The sequence below is a fragment of the Aliagarivorans taiwanensis DSM 22990 genome (assembly GCF_000429505.1).
GTDB classification, from domain to species: Bacteria; Pseudomonadota; Gammaproteobacteria; order Enterobacterales; family Celerinatantimonadaceae; genus Aliagarivorans; species Aliagarivorans taiwanensis.
This window is the reverse complement of record NZ_AUBZ01000008.1, coordinates 55,573-72,907: the sequence shown is the minus strand read 5'-3', so window position 1 is coordinate 72,907 and position 17,335 is coordinate 55,573. Positions and strand designations below refer to the sequence as shown.

The window sequence follows — 17,335 nt, the reverse complement described above, 5'->3', positions numbered from 1 at the left end:
AGATAGTGATGAAGCAGAAAGTCGTATTTGTTGCCGCAGCATTGTTATGTTTGTTCCCGTTTATCTCCTCTGCGTCAGCATTGGTGATGGGCTTTAGCTTGGCGACGCTTGGGCTGGTGCCAGCAAATCTCGAGCTGACGCGCTGGACCAAAAAACTGCTGGCTTATTCGATTGTCGGTTTGGGCTTTGGCATCAACGTTCAGCAGGCCTTAGCGGTGACCAGTGATGGACTGGGCCTGATTGTTACCAGCATTGTGGCTACGCTGGCGCTAGGTATGGGGCTGGCGCGGCTACTCAATTTAGAGATCACCACCTCTTATCTTATCTCGGCGGGTACCGCCATCTGCGGCGGCAGTGCCATCGCAGCTGTCGCACCGGCGATTAAGGCCAAGGATCAGCAGATAGCCATGGCGCTAGCCACGGTGTTTATGCTCAACTCTGTTGCCTTGTTTGTGTTCCCGGTGATTGGCCATGCGCTGCAATTGGACCAAACCACCTTTGGTACCTGGGCGGCGATTGCCATCCACGACACCTCCTCGGTGGTGGGCGCGGCATCGGCCTATGGCGAGCAGGCACTGATTACCGCCACCACCTTAAAGCTGTCGCGGGCGCTGTGGATTGTGCCAGTGGCCTTGGTCAGTGCGCTGCTGTTTCGAAGTGGCAGCCGCAAAATTGTCATTCCCTACTTTATCTTGTTTTACTGCGCCGCCATCTTGCTGAGCGACACGCTGCCGCAGTTCCAGCTTGCCTACGATTGGGTGTTTAGTCTGGCCAAGCAAGCCTTAGTGCTATGTCTGTTCTTGATTGGCTCGAGTATCTCACTGGAGAAGGTGAAGGCCTCGGGTGCTAAGGCCTTAGTGTTTGGCGTGATCCTATGGTTGGCGATATCCAGTGCGACCTTGGCTTGGTTACTCTTGGCGTAGTAGCTGCTTAGTTTCCTGCAGGTTCCCTGCGTAATGTGGACGCTTGCCAGCATTTATTCGCTTGATTATGATTACTGTTTTTATATACAGTGATTGCCATGCGTTTATACATTGCAGAAAAGCCTAGCCTGGGGCGCGCCATCGCGGCAGTGCTGCCCAAGCCACAAAAAAAACACGAAGGCTATATCGAGCTGGCGAACGGCGATTGCGTGACTTGGTGTATCGGCCATCTGCTGGAGCTGGCCGAGCCCGAGCAGTATGACGAGCGCTTCAAACAGTGGCGCTTGGATACCCTGCCAATCGTGCCCGAGCAGTGGCAGTGGCGCCCCAAGCGGCAAACCTCCAAGCAGCTTACGGTGATCAAAAAGCTCGCCAAGCAAGCCTCTCAGCTGGTGCACGCCGGCGACCCCGACCGCGAAGGGCAGCTGTTGGTGGATTTGGTGATTGAACACTGTCGCCTGCCCAAGGCCAAGATGGCCAGCATTCAGCGGCTGCTGATTAGCGACCTTAACCCGCCTGCGGTGCGCAAGGCGCTGGACAAGCTACGCGGCAATGGCGAGTTCACCGCCTTGTCGGACTCGGCCCGTACCCGCAGCCATGCCGATTGGCTGTATGGCATTAACCTGACCCGAGCCTACAGCGTGCGTGGTCGTCAGCAGGGCTACCCGGGCGTGCTGTCGGTCGGAAGGGTGCAAACCCCGCTGCTTGGCCTTGTGGTAAGGCGCGATCTGGAGATCGCCAACTTCGTTGCCAAGCCCTACTATCAAGTGCGTGCCGAGCTGCTTACCGAACATGGCGAGCGCTTCTCGGCAATGTGGCAGCCCTCCGAGGCCTGCCTGCCCTACCAAGATGAAGACGGGCGGGTACTGCTGCGCAAACTGGCCGAGCATGTGGCGCGCAAGATCACCCAGCAAAACGCGCTGGTGGATAAACTAGAGGCCAAAGACAAGCAGCAGGCACCGCCGCTGCCTTATAACCTCTCCAGCCTGCAGATCGATGCCGCCAAGCGCTTTGGCATGAGCGCCAAACAGGTTTTAGAGGTAGCGCAAAGCCTGTATGAGCGCCATACCCTGATCACCTATCCGCGCTCGGATAGCCGCCATCTTCCTCGCCAGCAACATGCCGCGGCGCCCAAGGTCGTGGCGGCGCTGGCCAACAACCATCCTGCGCTCGGTGAGTTCGCCGCTAAGGCCGATACCAGCCTAAAATCCAAGGCCTGGAACGATGCTAAGGTGGACGCCCACCATGCGATTATCCCCACCGAAAAGCAGCTGGCCTCGGCCAAGTTGAGTGATGCCGAGCAGAAGATCTACGGGCTGATCGCCCGCCAGTACTTGGCTCAGTTTTATCCCCACTATCGCTACCGTGAGGTGCGCGCGGAGATCCGCATCGAAGAGGGGTTGTTTTTAGCCAAGGCACGACAAGATTTAGCCTTAGGCTGGAAGGTGTTGTTCCAGCGTGAAGGCGCAACCGACAAGCAGCAAAGCTCTGAACAACAAAGCGGTGAGCAGCAAAGCCGCCTGCCCGCGCTTAGCCAAGGTCAGCAGCTGTTGTGCGAGCAAGGCGTGGTTGAAGATAAACTGACCCAGCCGCCTAAGCCGTTTAGCGATGCGACCTTACTTGCGGCGATGACCGGGATCGCCCGTTTTGTGCAATCTAAAGAGCTGAAAAAGGTACTCAAAGACACCGATGGTTTGGGCACCGAGGCGACCCGCGCCGGCATTATCGAGCTGTTATTTAAGCGTGGCTTTTTGCAGCGCCAGGGTAAGCAGATCCATGCCTCCGAGGCCGGGAAGGCCTTGATTGGTGCATTGCCCGAGGCCTGTAGCCTGCCGGATATGACCGCCTTGTGGGAGCAGCAGCTGGAGGCGATAGCGAGCGCCCAGCATCAAAGTGGCGCGTTTATGACAGACCTCAAGCAGCAGTTGCAAAGCTTGCTGCAGCAGCCAGTGTCTGCGGCGGCGTTTAGCGGCCTAACAGCGCCGAGCAAGCCGCGCTGGAGCAAAGGTTCGCGAAAAGGCTCCGCTAAAGGTACTAGCCGTAGTGGCGGGAAGCGGCGTTCAACGGGCTCTCGTAGCGCCGGGGCGCGCAGCAAGGCGACCAGCTAAGCGCCTAGCTGGCCGCAAACTGCCGCCGATAGTGGCTGGGAGAGATCCCTAGCTGCTTGCGAAAATGATGGCGTAGGGTAATGGCGTTATCGAAGCCACTTAGCTGGGCGACCTTATCGATAGCAAACGCCTCACTCTCCAAGATCTGCTTGGCCAGCTGTAAGCGCTGCTGAGTCAGCCACTGTTGTGGGCTTAGCTTAAAGCTGCTGCGAAACTTGCGATCAAAGGTGCGCCGCGACATGGCAGCCTTGGCTGCCAGGCTGTCGATATCCAAGGGCTCGTGCAAGTGCTCAATCGCCCAATCTAAGGCTTGGGCGAAGTGATTGGGGTGGGCCAATATGGGCGTTTCTACAAACTGACTTTGCCCGCCATCGCGCTGGGCCGATACCACCAAACGCCTTGCCACTTGGTTGGCGATGGCATAGCCATAGTCTTCACGGATCAACGCCAGACCGAGGTCGATAGCTGCAGCGCTGCCCGCCGAGCAGGCTACGTTGCCATGGCGAACATACAACACATCATCCACATAGCTGACCTTGGGAAAGCGCCGCTGAAATAGTTCGGCATAACGCCAGTGGGTGGTTGCGCGCTGGCCGTCTAGCACGCCCAGCTCGCCCAGTAAGAATGCCCCGGAGCAAAAGGAGACCAGCCGGCAGCCACGCTGGTGGGCGTGCAATAGCTCTGAGTACAATAGCTCTGAGCGTAGTGGCTCGCCGAGCGTCGGATTCGTGGTTGTCCAGCTGGGGATCACTACCATCTCATAATCACTCAGGCTCGTCACCGTTTGCGCCTGCAGGGTCAAGCCGCCAAGGCTGGCGATGGGTGTATCCTCAAAGCTGACCATGTCACACCGATACCACTGCTCAAACTCCGGCCGGGGTAGGGCGAACAGCTCACTGGCGCAGGCCATCTCGAACAGGGCGACATTGGGGTGGCAGAGTATTGCAACGCGCATAGGCATTCCTTTTCTAAGCACTATGGTTTAAACGCTATATTTTAAACGCGATGGCTGGATATTATCGATAGTTGACTGTAAAGCCAATTTCGCAAAGGCTCAACTTGGTGGAGACTGGATTGGTACTCGCGAGGTAAACGCTCGAATAGTTAACACGTGCAAAACCACAAAAGGAGATTTGATGATGAGTTCCGCCGTTAGCCGTATCCCCGCCGCCAGCCCCGAGCAAGCGTTGGCCCACTTCCAGGCCCTGCAGCAGTTTGAAACCGACTGCTGGGATGTCCACCATGCCCTCAGCAACCAACGCCACGACTTTGTGCTGCTGGATGTGCGCGCCGAATCGGCCTTCAATGAAGGGCATATTGCCGGCGCAGTGAGCTTTCCCTACGCCAAGTTGAATCAAGCGAACCTGGCGGACTATCCCCAAGACACGCTGTTTGTGGTCTATTGCGCCGGGCCACACTGTAATGCCACCGAGAAGGCGGCGATCCGCTTGGCTAAGCTTGAGCGCCCGGTGAAGAAGATGATTGGCGGCGTATGTGGCTGGCTGGACGAAGGCTTTGAGTTGGCATCGGGTAGTGAAGGCTAGTCTGCCGCGTAAGGTTTTTCCGGGAAATCACAGAGACAATCACCACTAACTTCAGCCCTTGCCGGAGCTTTGCCTGCAAGGGCTTGCTGAGCTGGCGGTAACTACTGAGTTTTCGTTGGCGTTTCAAACAGCTACAGCGATCAATTTACCTGCAGAACTAAGTGTTTATACTGATGCTTTGACTAAATATTCAACAGCTTAAGGACGAGTTATCGATGAAGCCGCTCTATCCACCTGCCAACCCCAACTTTTCTTCTGGCCCCTGCGCTAAGCGCCCGGGCTACGATGTGGCCAAGCTTAAATTGGACACCTTGGGGCGCTCCCACCGCAGCAGCCTTGGCAAGGCAACCCTAAAAGAAGCCATCGAGCTGACCCGGGAGATTTTGCAGATCCCCAGCGATTATCGCATCGGCATTGTGCCTGCCTCCGACACGGGTGCGATGGAGATGGCTATGTGGTCGCTATTGGGCGAGCGCCCGGTGGACGTGTTCTCCTGGGAGAGCTTTGGCGCCGGCTGGCTGACCGATATCACCAAGCAGCTCAAGCTGGATGGCGTGACCAGCTACAGCGCCGACTATGGCCAGCTGCCCGATCTTAGCCAGTACAACGGTGCTAACGATTGCATCTTTACCTGGAACGGCACCACCTCCGGCGTTTGTGTACCCGATGGTGAGTGGATCGCCGATGACCGTGCAGGCCTGACCATCTGCGATGCGACCTCGGCGGTGTTTGCGATGGCGATGCCTTGGCAGAAGCTGGATGTGACCACCTTTAGCTGGCAGAAGGTGCTCGGCGGCGAAGGTGCCCACGGCATCATTATCCTCAGCCCCAAAGCGGTGGCGCGTCTGGAAAGCTATACCCCAGCCTGGCCACTGCCGAAGATCTTCCGTTTAACCAAAGGCGGCAAGCTGATTGAAGGGATCTTTGAGGGCGCCACCATCAATACTCCGTCGATGCTGTGTGTTGCAGATTACATCGATGCGCTGCGTTGGGTGGAATCACTGGGTGGCTTGGAGGCCTGTATCGCCAAGTCGAAAAGTAATCTGGTGGTGCTGGAAAACTTTGTGGCCCAGCATGACTGGATTGATTTTCTGGCCAGCGACGCGGCTTGCCGCTCTAACACCAGCGTGTGCTTGAGCCTGTCGCTGGAGGCTGCGCAGGTGAAACAGATGATCAAGCTGCTCGATAGTGAAGGCGTGGCCTATGACATCGGCGCCTACCGGGATGCGCCTTCGGGGCTGCGGATTTGGTGTGGCGCGACGGTGGAGAGCCAAGACCTAGAGGCCTTGGTGCCATGGCTCAACTGGGCCTACCACCAAGTGGCATAAAAAAGGATTTTGTTTTGGGCAGCGTTTACGTTGCCCTTTTTATTTCAGGGAGAAAGATAACGATGAGAAACATCCGTACCTACAACAACATATCCCCTGTCGGACTGGCCCGCTTTCCTCAAGACGACTATCTGCTGTCGGCGGATATCGGCAACCCCGACGCCTTGATGCTGCGCAGCCAGAACCTGCATCAGGAGGACTTTCCCGAATCAGTTAAAGCCATCGCTCGCTGCGGCGCTGGGGTGAACAATATCCCGGTGGATCAGTGTACCCATCAGGGCATCGTGGTGTTTAACACCCCCGGTGCCAATGCCAATGCGGTCAAAGAGCTGGTGCTCACCGGTATGTTGATGAGCGCCCGTAAGGTTGCTCAAGGCTTGGAATTTGTCGCGGGCTTAGATGGTCAATCCGGAGCCGATGATTTTAACAAGCTGGTGGAGCGCGAGAAGAAACGCTTTGTCGGTGGCGAGCTGAATGGCAAAACCTTAGGCGTGGTGGGCCTCGGTGCGATTGGTGCCAGTGTCGCTCATGCTGCGTTGAACTTGGGCATGCGGGTGATTGGTTATGATCCGGTGCTGAGTGTCGATGCAGCCTGGCGTTTGTCTTCGCAGATTGAGAAGGCAGAGAACCTGGCCTCGCTGCTAAGTCGCTGTGATTACGTCAGCCTGCACGTGCCGGCCAATGCGCACACCAAAGGGCTGATCAACGCCGAGATGCTGGCCAATATTCAGATGGGAGCGACCCTGCTCAATTTTGCCCGTGGCTCGATTGTGGAAGAAGACGCACTGTTGAGCGCCTTGGCTGAAGAGCGCCTGTCGACTTATGTGTGTGACTTCCCCTCGCCGACTCTGCTGGGCCAATCGCGGGTGCTGCTGCTGCCGCACCTTGGCGCGAGTACCCAAGAGGCCGAGCAAAACTGTGCGCGCATGGCCGCTGAGCAGCTGATCGATTTTCTGGAGAACGGCAATATCCGCAACTCGGTGAACTTCCCAGATATCTATCTAGAGCGCAGTGGTGGCCACCGCATCGCCTTTGCTAACGACAATGTTCCGAATGTACTGAGTCAGGTACTGGCCAAGCTGTCGGCCTTGGATATCAACGTGCTGGATATGCTCAACAAGAGCCGTGGCGATATTGCCTATACCATTTTGGATGTGGCCGATGAGCCGGGCGAGCACGTGCTCAATGAGATTGCCAGTATCGACCATGTGTTTCATGTTAGCCGTTTCTAACGCGATACTGCCGCAATAAAAAAGGGCCTGCACATGCAGGCCCTTTTTAGCTCGATTGCCTACAGGGTAAAGATAAACTGTGCGCTGAGGGCGTAGTGATCGTCTTTGCCCACTTGGCCGCTGAGATCGAGACCAAATTTACCCCAAGGGGTAAAGCCAAAGCCAGCAGTGAGCAAGTCGCTGCCGGAGCTGGTGATGCTATAGGCGTAGCCCACCCGAACTTGCGCCCACTTGGCTTCTACCTCGGCACCCAAGCGCGCGTATTGCAGCTTGTAATCATACTCTTTGAAGTACTGGCGCTTGTTCAGGTCGATGTCGAAGGCCATCTGGTACCAGTCGCCGGTAAACGCTGCCGCAGCGGTAAACTCTGGCTTCACTTGGAAGGTGGCTTGGCTACTCTGACTGACATTGGTTTTAAGCTCGCGCGAGACTAAGTTGCGGCCTACTAAACCCAAGCTCACCCCATTGTCGAAGTGGTAGGCAGTACCTAGGTCGATGTTAAAGCCGCTCTTTTCCAGACGATCATCGATGTCGAAGTCATCGTCTTCGTAGCTGTCGACGGTCGCTTTGTAGTTCAGCGAGTAGAGGCGTTGATACTTGGGAGAGGCGCCCACCTGCCAGATGCCGCCACTGGTTTCAAAGCTTTTTGCCAGGCTCAGGCCGATGTCCAGGGTACCGCCTCCGATGGCTTGAGCGAATGAGTTTAGGTCTTCAAAATTTGGGTCGTCGAGGTCCAGGTCGTCCTCATCGACAATGGTCTTACCAAGGCTGATCCCGTTTGCCTTGGTGAAGAAGTTGGTGCTGACCAAAGAATTGGGAATCGCTATCACTAGGCCAAAGGTGGCCTCAGCATTGACCTCGTTGCCATCGAGCTTGCGCAGTGCGTTACGCCATTGCTCCAGCTCTTGCTCGCTGGGGTTGCTGCTGAGGCTATCGTTGATGCCCTGGAAATCCTCCAGCTCATCAATCATATCGTCGCCATCGTGGATACGTGCCGCTAGGGTGGGCAGCAGCATACCAAAGCCATCTTCGCTGCTGTGATTCGCGGCAAGCGCCGGATTGTGCAGGCTGGCACTGATGTAGTTGGCCGAGGCCACGCCGGTGCCGCCTATGGCTATGCTGCGGCTATCTGCTAGCGTCGATGCGCCCGCTTGCCCTGCCAGGGCCAATGCAATTAGAACACTGAGTTTTTTCATTTTCTTCCTAGTCCTCATCCATGATAAACCCGCTCAGATCGAGCGGGCACCTTGATATTACTTAGGAGTGAAACGAGCGCCCAGTTTTTTTTAGACTGCGTTGCTGACGTGTAGCGATTGCTTGGTCGGCGTTTGGCGAAAGCGTCGGACTTCTTTTAATAAGAAATAGGCGATCACCAATCCCAGTAGTAGGTTGGACAGCGGCACGGTCATCCATACCCCGGCGACACCCAATACGCGGGGTAGCAGCAACAGCAGCGGGATCTGCACCAGCATATTGCTGATCGATATCATGGTGGCCTGACGCCCTTTGTTGACCGCCATATAGTAGACCGAGGCGAGGAAGATAAAGCCGTCGAGGGCCAAGCCTAGTATATGGATGCGGATCCCCGGGATACTGGCTGCCAGCAGCTGTGGGTCGTCATCGACAAACAAGCCGATGGCCTGCTCGGGGAAGAGGTTCAGCACGAGAGTGAAAGCCAATCCGCTGACGATGATGGTGGCCAAGGCCAGGTTAAAGGTCTGGCTGATCCGCGGGTACTGGCCTGCGCCAAAGTAGTAGCTGACCGGCGGCTGCAGGCCGTTAGCGATCCCTTGGCTAAACAGGTAGTAGAGGGTGGCCAGATAGCCGACGATGGCAAAGGCGCCAACATCCACAGTATCGCCAACCTGCATAAACATGGCATTGTGCAGTGCGATAATAAAACCAAAATAGCAGTACATCAGTAAGTTAGAAGTACCCAAGCCGGTTAGCTTTACTGCGTGGTCGGTGACAAATCGCAATTCGTTCCACTTCAAACGAAGCTTGGCATAGCGACTAAAAAAGTAGCCCAGTCCCAAGATACAGACCACACCTTGGGCTGCTGTTGTTGCCAATGCCGCCCCGCGCAAGCCCCAGTCAAACACGCCGATAAACAGGTAGTCGAGCAAGATATTCAGTACTGCGCCAAGGCCTATCAAGGAGGTGGATATTCTCGGGCTATCATCGTTACTCACCAGCAGGGGGAGAGCAGAGGAAACCACTGTGATTCCAGCTGCCCAAATGAACACCTGTATGTAACTTTGAGCATGCGCCAGCGCGTCTCCTGCTGCGCCCTGGACTTGTAGTAGCGAGTCGCCAAATAGCCATAACAGCAGGGTACAAGCAAGCGAGTAGAGCAACGAAAGAATCAGGCCGGTGGAGAGTATTTGCCGGGCTTTCCCTTCGTCTTGCTCACCCCGGGCGATGGACTGCAGGCTGCCAGCGCCCATGCCAACCAATAGGCCAACTCCGATAATCACACAGATCAGTGGCCATGCCAGGTTGATCCCTGCCAGGCCTTCCATCCCGATAAACTGACCAACAAAGATCCCATCGATAATCTGATACAGCCCGCTGATCAGCATGGCCATTACCGAAGGAATCGCATAGCGCCAAAAGGTGCGGGCTACGCTGGTTTGGATAGGGGATGTGTCGCTCATGGGTTTACCTCTGTCATCATCCGGGCATTATCGGCATAATTCAGATGGAATAAAGTTATTAAGTATCCGCAAAGCAGATAGTTTGGGGGGTGGATGAACTGGGATCTTGAACAGCTTAGAGCGTTTGTCGCTGCCGCCGATAAGGGCTCGTTTTCTGCCGCTGCTCGCCACCTTGGCAAGGCGCAGTCGCGGGTTAGTACGGCGGTGGCTAACTTGGAACTCGACCTTGGAGTGGAGTTGTTTGATCGCTCCCGGCGCCTGCCGGTGCTAACCCATGCGGGCGCCGAGTTGCTGGAAGATGCGCGGCTGTTGCTCAATCAAAGTCAGCGATTGCAAGCCAGAGCAGGAGAGTATTCTCAAGGCAGTGAGATTAGCCTGCAACTGGCCGTTGATGAGTCAATGATGATCACTTTGCAGCGGGAGTTTTTTCAAGACTTTGCTAGTCAGTTTCCACGCCTCAAACTTACGCTGATCAATGGTAGTCAGTCGGACATTACCCAATGGGTAAGCCGGCGGGAAGCCGATCTGGGCCTGACGTTTTACCCGAAAAGATGGTATGCGAAAGACGAACAGGACAGCCTGCAATACAGCTTGCTATCACAGTTTCGTCAGTGTTTGATTGTGGCGAAATCCCATCAGCTTGCTCAGATCGACAAACTCGGCTTGGAGCACTTGCAGAGCTATCGGCAGTTGGTAATCTGCGATCAGCAGGGTAAATCAGGGGAGCAGATCGTCTCCAGCGACCATTGGTTTATCGACAGTTATTACTCGATCATCGAGTTGGTGGTAGCTGGTTTAGGTTGGGCTATCGTACCGGAGCATCTGGCAGAGTCGGAGTGGTATCAGGCAGAGATGCAGCGTATGCCAGCCGACAGCTTGGGGACGAGTATGCTGACGGAAGTTGCTTTGGTAAAAAGGCGTGATCGTGGAAAAGGGCCGGCGATAGATTGGTTTTATCAACATGCCGCTAAGCTATTTAATCGCGACAACTAAAAAAGGCCACGGATGTGGCCTTTTTGCTGACAGTGCTGAGGTTTACAGCACTGGTGGGTATACGTAGCTGGCGCCCAGACCCAGAGGGAAGCCCAGTGCCCAGTAGCCCAGTAGGAACAGGGTCCAGAAGATGGCTAGCGCAATCGAGTAAGGCAGCATGGTCGCAACCAGGGTACCGATACCGGCGTTTTTCGCGTACTTCTGACAGTACACCACTACTAGTGGGAAGTAAGGCATCAGCGGGGTGATGATGTTCGAGCTTGAATCACCTACACGGTAAGCCGCTTGTACCAAGTCTGGAGAGATGTTCATCTGCATCAGCATCGGTACCAGTACTGGCGAAATCAGCGCCCATTTGGCAGAGGCTGAACCTACGAACAGGTTTACCAGAACAACCAGAATAATCATGCCTACGATGGTGGCTGGTGCTGGCATGCCAACCGCTTCCAGGAAGTTAGCGCCTTTCATCGCCATCAATACGCCGATGTTTGACTGGCCGAAGGCCCATACAAACAGCGAGCAGAAGAACGCCATAACGATGTAGTGGCCCATGGTTTCCATGGTCTTAGACATCGCAGCTACTACGTCGTTGGAGTTCTTGAAGCTACCGTTCAGGTAGCCAAACACAACACCCGGAATCACGAAGAAGATGAAGATAAGCGGTACGATGATCTGCATCATCGGCGCAGCGAAGCTAGTCAGTGAACGAACTTCTTCGAACACGATCTCGCCGCTTGGCAGTACCACTTCAACCAGCTCGGCTGGAGCGCGCAGTACCGACTCTTGAGGTAGGGCGATAGCAACCAAGGCACCAATCAGGGCAAGCATGATGCAGCCAGCAACACGGAAAGCGAAGCTTTCGCGGCTTGAGGTGGTTTGCAGATCGTTGTCGATCTCTAGGTCATCGGCCAGCGGGCTGTTCTTGCGCAGACGTGGCTCAACGATTTTATCGGTGATGTACCAAATGGTGGCAACGATAGGCAGACAAGAAGCCGATGCGAAGAACCAGTTGTTCAGCGGGTTGATCTTCATGTCTGCGTTGTATAGCTGAGCTGAGCTCTCGGTGAAGCTCTGTAGCAGCGGGTCCAGACCTGAAGGAATGAAGTTGGCACAGAAACCGCCCGATACACCAGCGAACGCCGCGGTGATACCAGCGATTGGGTGACGACCTACCGCGTGGAAGATAACGCCAGCTAGTGGAATCACCACAACGTAACCGGCGTCAGTCGCAACACTCGAGATAACACCAATCAGTACCACTGCTGGGGTAATCATTTTCTTCGGAGTGAACTTCAGCATCGCTTTTAGCGCGGCATTAATAAAGCCTGAACGCTCAGCAACACCTACACCCAGTACCGCTACCAGTACCACACCTAGCGGTGCGAAGCCGGTGAAGATTCTCACCATGTCGGTCATCAGCTTGACCAACCAATCTGCGCTCAACAGGTTGTTGATAACGATGGTTTCGCCACTGCGTGGGTCAATCTCAGCAAAGCTGAACTGAGCCATGATCATGGAGAAGATGCCGACAACAAATAGCAGTCCCAAAAACAGTATGGCTGGATCTGGCAATTTGTTACCAACACGTTCAATCGTGTCTAGGAAGCGTGCGATCCCACCCTTAGGTTGGGCAGCGTCGCTGGCGGTGGTTGAAGTCATAGGTACCTCTGGTTATCCCTAAGTTGTTGCATTTATTTGGTATTTAACCGCCATCCCTAGCTTTATATTTGTCTTTTCTCTGCTTCCTTGAGAGTAGACAGTCCAAAAGTTTCACTAAACTGCGCAAAGGCAGTGAATAAATCTGGCGTCATTTTGCCACAAACCCTGCTTTAGTATCAGCGCGGGCTGGCTGGCAAATAAACAAATGTAATCTATCTGTCGTTTTTAATACGCCGAATTCGTGAGTTGCTGCGCAAACTAACAGTCGATGTTTATTGGGCTGATCGTGCATAATACGTGGGATTGCTGCGCTCTCTTACTCGTATTTGTCCGCGTAAGGCAAGAGTTTTTCACATTAATATTTTTCATGTTATCTGATAACATTTTTTTATTTCTACAGCTTAAACTGCGCCCTGGCCTGCTACTGAAAAGCTTAACAACTGAGTTTCTATGCCCCAAAGCCCACATCATAATCATCGCCTCGACTGGGCGCGCGCAATCGCGTTGCTGGCCGTAGTCGTCATTCACACCAAGCCCTTTATGAGCAGCTTGTTGATTAACCAGCAGCCGTGGATCGGCATGCTGATGAATCAGCTGGCGCGCTTTGCGGTACCGCTGTTTTTTGTGATCGCTGGTTACTTGATTCAACCAAGGTTAGTACAAAGTACCGCAATCACCTTGCGCAGTTATAGCCGACCCTTGCTCAGGATGTGGGGGCTGTGGACGCTGCTTTATCTGTTACTGCCGTTTAACCTGAAAACGCTTGGCAGCGAGGGCTACTTGGTCGAACGAAGCAACTACTGGCGACACTTGGCCAGCGCGCCGCTAGACAGTTTACTGGAGGGCGGTATGGTGCATCTATGGTACATACCAGGGCTACTGTGTGCGCTTGGCTTAACCGCGTTGCTGGTTAACCGAGGATGGCTGCGTTGGCTATTGCCTATGTCCTTGGCGCTGTATCTACTCGGCTTACTGGCGGGCAGTTATCAATCACTCAGCGGCATCGATCTGGGTATCACCACCCGCAATGGTCCGTTTTTCTCTTGGTTGATGTTCGCGCTCGGCTTTGAAGCGCGTCGCCGTCGCTGGCAACTGTCACCCTATACGGCAATGGCGATGATGTTGATTGGTATGAACATCCACATCTTTGAGGGGCTGGCGCTCAGTCACTTCGACGTGGACTTTATCAGTCATGACTTTTTGTTCGGTACGCCGCTGTGGGGCATGGGGCTTTTTATGCTGCTGAATGCTCTGCCAGATACCGATAAACGCCTGCCATTTAAACTGAGCAGTGAAGATGTGCTGGGTATCTATCTGTGCCATATGCTGGTGCTTATCTATCTATTTAATCTGGCCGGCATGCTCGAGCTTTCTCCGCTGCTGCGAGATGTGCTGATCACGCCGTTGACCTGCGTAATTTCGTGGTTGTGGGTGCGTGGAATCAAGCTGACGCCTCTGCAACTATTGGTTACTCGCCAAACCGCGTAGGTTATTTAAATTTAATAAAATTAAAGCGATAGCTCTGCTTGTCATAAAAATGTAAATAGCACTACCTAGTCTAGGCGAGTCAACTCAACGCTAAACACACAAGGATGTGAATCATGATGGCTCGCTCTGCCCGCCTGGCCCTGCTTGGCGCCTTTAATCTCTCTGTAGTTGCTTGCGCAACCCATACCGCCAACGAAACGGTTGTGTCCACCGGGATCGAAGCCCAGCTTGCTCAGCTGGGGATCCAATGTGCCAGCGTCGAGCGCGCGGCCACCACTGAGTTTAGTTCGCTCAAGCTTGAGTTGGTGGGACGCCACATATCGAGCAATGACTTTGACACCTCTTCCGCGGAAATCGTCAGCTACGATGGCTGCAGCGATCAGCTGTACGTGGTGAACGCCGAAGACAAGAGTGTCGATGTACTCAGCTTCGACGCGCAAGGAGCCCCTGCTTTCAGTGCGCGTCTGGACTTGGAACAAGCCGCTGAGATGGCCGGCGTGAAGATCGGTGCCGCCAATAGCGTGGTGGCGAAAAACGGTTTGGTGGCGGTGGCCATTGAAAACAAGGTGAAGCAACTGGACGGGATTATCGCCCTGTATCGCTCGGATGACCTGAGCTTGTTGGCAACCTTCCCGGCAGGAGCGCTGCCCGACATGGTAACCATGAGCGAGGATAGCCGTTATCTGGTGGTGGCCAACGAAGGAGAGCCAAGTGATGACTATCTGATTGACCCAGAAGGCAGCGTGACCTTGATTGATCTGGCCAGCGGTATCACCTCAGACAGTGCCAGCGTCACCCAGATTAACTTCCATGCTTTTAACGATGACGGTGAACGTGCCGGCGAGCTAAATGGCGCGCGTACGCCGCGCCCCCATGGGGCAAGCGTTGCTCAAGACCTTGAGCCTGAGTACGTCGCCCTGACAGACGATGGCAAGAAAGCCGTGATCAGCTTGCAGGAAAACAATGCCATTGCGGTGGTGGATATTGCCAGCGCCTCGGTAGACGGTATCTTCGGTCTGGGTACCAAAAGCTGGGCGCCAGTGGCTGACGGCGGTCAAGGCTATCAGCTCGACGCGACCAACAAAGATGACAAGTTCCATCGCGAGAGCTACCCGCAGCTCGTCGGCTACTACATGCCCGATGCTATCGCCAGTTTCAGTGTTGACGGTGAGCGTTATGTGGTGACCGCGAACGAGGGTGATGGCCGTGAGTATGTGTTTGAGACCACCCAAATGCACTGCGAGCAAGCCGGCTTCAAATGGGATGGCGATGAATACCAGAGCGGCGGTGAAGACGAAGACGCTCAGGCCTACCGCGAAGCGCTCGACGATTGCATCTCGTACACCGATGAGACCCGCGCCTACAAGCTTAAGGTCGACCCTACCCATCCGTTGATGGATGAGAGCCGCTACGGCAAGAAGGGCACCATTGGCAACAAGAAAGCCATTGGTCGCATTAAGGTAGTTGCTGATGACAAGGTCATTGCCGCCGATCAGGATGTGATCACCTTTGGCGCGCGCTCGTTCAGTATCTTCCGCCTTGACGGCGAGCAGGTATTCGACAGCGGTGACCAGCTATCGACCATGGCTAACAGCGACCAACACTGGAATGCCAGCAACGACAGCCAAGTGAGCGATGATCGCAGCGACGACAAAGGGATTGAGCCAGAAGCGGTGACTATCGCCTTGATTGCCGATAAGCCCATCGCCTTTATTGGCTTGGAGCGTCAAGGTGGTGTTGCGGTGTACGACCTGAGTGACCCAAGCATTCCCCGCTACCTGGACTTCCACAACAACCGTAACTTTGCAGAGCCGGTGTGCAGCGAAGTGGATGAAGATGGAGAGTGTGATAACGACCAGTACAACCCTGCTGCGGGCGACCTTGGCCCTGAGTCGATCGCCTACTTTAGCCGCCTTGGTCAGCACTTTATTGCGGTTGGCAATGAAGTCTCTGGCACCACTTCGGTATACCGCTTGAACCTTCAATAAGCCACTGTTTCTTGGGTAGCGTTAGCTACCCAAGACTCAATGAGATCTACATCCCACTTTTTTGCAACGATTGGCAGAATCTTCATGAAACAGTTTCATGAACTTACTAAAAACCTGACTATTGTCTGAGGTCAGACATTTTCTCATCCCGCTCTACATAAGGCTGCGGTACATTTGAAACTGTTTTCACGTGTGTTGGCCTACAGCTTACCTTGCCCGGATCGGGTTTCACCAAACAGTGATGCAAACCGAAGCAATAGCTCATTTAATGAGCGGCAACGAGCTGATAATAAGCCCGCACAGTATAATTCTAATAGAACGCTATCAAACCTATGACGACTGTGACTGATAAGAAAAAGCTACGTCCTACTATTTACGATGTAGCCAAGTTGGCCGAGGTATCGGCCAGTACCGTTTCACGGTTTTTGAACCGCACCACCTTTATCTCTGAGGCGAAACGGGTCCGTATTGAAAAGGCGATTGCCGAGCTGTCCTACAAGCCGCAATACAGCAACAGTGATGGCAGAGGTGGCCGCAGCATGACGGTCGGCTTACTCGTGCAAGATGCTGACAGCCCCTATTCCAATGAGGTGGTGTTGGGCATTGAGCGTGAGCTAAACGCTAAGGGCTATTCGGCACTGATTATCTCAGGTCACTGGGACAACAAAACCGAATACCACTCCATGGGGATCCTCAGCAAGCATGGCGTTGATGGGATCATCGTGGTCAATGGCAGCCTTAATCCCAACCAATTCCGTGAGTTCTCTGGACCGATTCCGGTGGTGAGCCTGGGCCAGTTGGTGCAAGGTGAGCAGCTGCACGCCATCAAGCTGGAGAACAGCGTCGGCGCCTATATGGCGACCAACCACCTGATCCAGCAAGGCCATCGTCAGATTGTCCATATGATGGGCATGGTGGCCCATCATGACGCGCAGCAACGCTTGGAAGGTTACAAGAAAGCCCTGCGCGATGCCGGTATTCCCTATCGGGATGAGTTTGTTATCTATGGCGAGTTCAATTCGGCGGCATCAGAAAAAGCGATGCTGCAGTTCTTAGATAAGAAGCTACGCTTCTCTGCAGTGTTCGCCGCCAATGATCAGAGTGCCTACGGCGTGGTTCAAGCTCTACACAGACGCAAGCTTAAGGTGCCCGAGAACATCTCGGTGATTGGCTTCGACGACTTGGATGTGTCGCGTTACTTTGTACCACCGCTGACCACGATTCGCCAGCCGCTACTGCAAACCGGTGCGGCAGTGGCGCAAGCCATGCTATCGATGCTGAGTGGTGGTGAGTTTGACTATCGGATCCCACCGATCGAGCTGATCGTGCGTGAATCTACCCGGGTGATACAACCGGGCTAAGCCATACCCAAAAACAAGGGGCGTGATCCGCCCCTTTTTACTGCCTACCACATC

General features: G+C 54.6%; 13 protein-coding genes. 9 read left to right on the top strand and 4 right to left on the bottom strand.

Annotated elements, in window-relative coordinates; genetic code table 11:
- Positions 1-8 precede the first annotated feature (8 nt).
- Together G462_RS0107290 and G462_RS22015 are read left to right on the top strand one after the other, a co-directional pair.
- Positions 9-923: a YeiH family protein gene (locus G462_RS0107290; RefSeq protein WP_035477110.1), complete on the top strand. Its 915-nt coding sequence runs from the start codon at positions 9-11 to the stop codon at positions 921-923.
- 98 nt (positions 924-1,021) lie between these two features.
- Positions 1,022-3,031, top strand: coding sequence for a DNA topoisomerase III (locus tag G462_RS22015; protein ID WP_035477107.1), 2,010 nt, complete (start codon positions 1,022-1,024; stop codon positions 3,029-3,031).
- Between the two features lie 4 nt (positions 3,032-3,035).
- On the opposite strand, the gene G462_RS0107280 is transcribed toward G462_RS22015, so the two are convergent.
- Positions 3,036-3,986, bottom strand: coding sequence for a helix-turn-helix domain-containing protein (locus tag G462_RS0107280; RefSeq protein ID WP_211234194.1), 951 nt, complete (start codon positions 3,984-3,986; stop codon positions 3,036-3,038).
- 181 nt (positions 3,987-4,167) lie between these two features.
- Here G462_RS0107280 and G462_RS0107275 point away from each other — a divergent pair, with 181 nt between their 5' ends.
- From G462_RS0107275 to G462_RS0107265, 3 genes are all read left to right on the top strand, one after another.
- Entirely contained in the window at positions 4,168-4,575 is a 408-nt protein-coding gene (locus G462_RS0107275) for a rhodanese-like domain-containing protein (RefSeq protein ID WP_245579538.1), read from the top strand.
- 215 nt (positions 4,576-4,790) lie between these two features.
- A complete protein-coding gene (locus G462_RS0107270; RefSeq protein ID WP_026958408.1) occupies positions 4,791-5,903 on the top strand; it encodes a phosphoserine transaminase in 1,113 nt (370 codons plus the stop codon).
- A 62-nt stretch (positions 5,904-5,965) separates the two neighbouring features.
- Positions 5,966-7,135, top strand: coding sequence for a 3-phosphoglycerate dehydrogenase family protein (locus G462_RS0107265; RefSeq protein WP_026958407.1), 1,170 nt, complete (start codon positions 5,966-5,968; stop codon positions 7,133-7,135).
- Between the two features lie 59 nt (positions 7,136-7,194).
- Here G462_RS0107265 and traF read toward each other — a convergent pair whose 3' ends face one another.
- Together traF and G462_RS0107255 are read right to left on the bottom strand one after the other, a co-directional pair.
- Positions 7,195-8,331 (bottom strand): conjugal transfer protein TraF, encoded by a 1,137-nt coding sequence (gene traF / locus G462_RS0107260; protein WP_051326597.1) that lies wholly within the window; start codon positions 8,329-8,331, stop codon positions 7,195-7,197.
- A 90-nt stretch (positions 8,332-8,421) separates the two neighbouring features.
- Positions 8,422-9,792: an MATE family efflux transporter gene (locus G462_RS0107255; protein WP_035477105.1), complete on the bottom strand. Its 1,371-nt coding sequence runs from the start codon at positions 9,790-9,792 to the stop codon at positions 8,422-8,424.
- A gap of 93 nt (positions 9,793-9,885) precedes the next feature.
- Between G462_RS0107255 and G462_RS0107250 the strand changes: the two genes are divergently transcribed.
- A complete protein-coding gene (locus G462_RS0107250; protein ID WP_026958404.1) occupies positions 9,886-10,785 on the top strand; it encodes a LysR family transcriptional regulator in 900 nt (299 codons plus the stop codon).
- A gap of 42 nt (positions 10,786-10,827) precedes the next feature.
- Here the strand turns inward: G462_RS0107250 and G462_RS0107245 are convergent, their stop codons facing one another.
- On the bottom strand, positions 10,828-12,444 hold the full coding sequence (locus G462_RS0107245) for an AbgT family transporter (protein ID WP_026958403.1): 1,617 nt from the start codon (positions 12,442-12,444) through the stop codon (positions 10,828-10,830).
- Positions 12,445-12,894: 450 nt separating this feature from the next.
- On the opposite strand from G462_RS0107245, the gene G462_RS0107240 reads away from it, so the two are divergent.
- The 3 genes from G462_RS0107240 to G462_RS0107230 all read left to right on the top strand — a co-directional run bounded on the left by G462_RS0107240 (position 12,895) and on the right by G462_RS0107230 (position 17,281).
- On the top strand, positions 12,895-13,932 hold the full coding sequence (locus G462_RS0107240) for an acyltransferase (RefSeq protein ID WP_026958402.1): 1,038 nt from the start codon (positions 12,895-12,897) through the stop codon (positions 13,930-13,932).
- Between the two features lie 113 nt (positions 13,933-14,045).
- Positions 14,046-15,920: a choice-of-anchor I family protein gene (locus G462_RS0107235; RefSeq protein ID WP_026958401.1), complete on the top strand. Its 1,875-nt coding sequence runs from the start codon at positions 14,046-14,048 to the stop codon at positions 15,918-15,920.
- A gap of 332 nt (positions 15,921-16,252) precedes the next feature.
- Positions 16,253-17,281 carry a LacI family DNA-binding transcriptional regulator gene (locus tag G462_RS0107230; protein ID WP_035477103.1) on the top strand — a complete coding sequence of 343 codons (1,029 nt, stop codon included), beginning with the start codon at positions 16,253-16,255 and terminating at the stop codon, positions 17,279-17,281.
- The last annotated feature ends 54 nt before the right edge of the window (positions 17,282-17,335 follow it).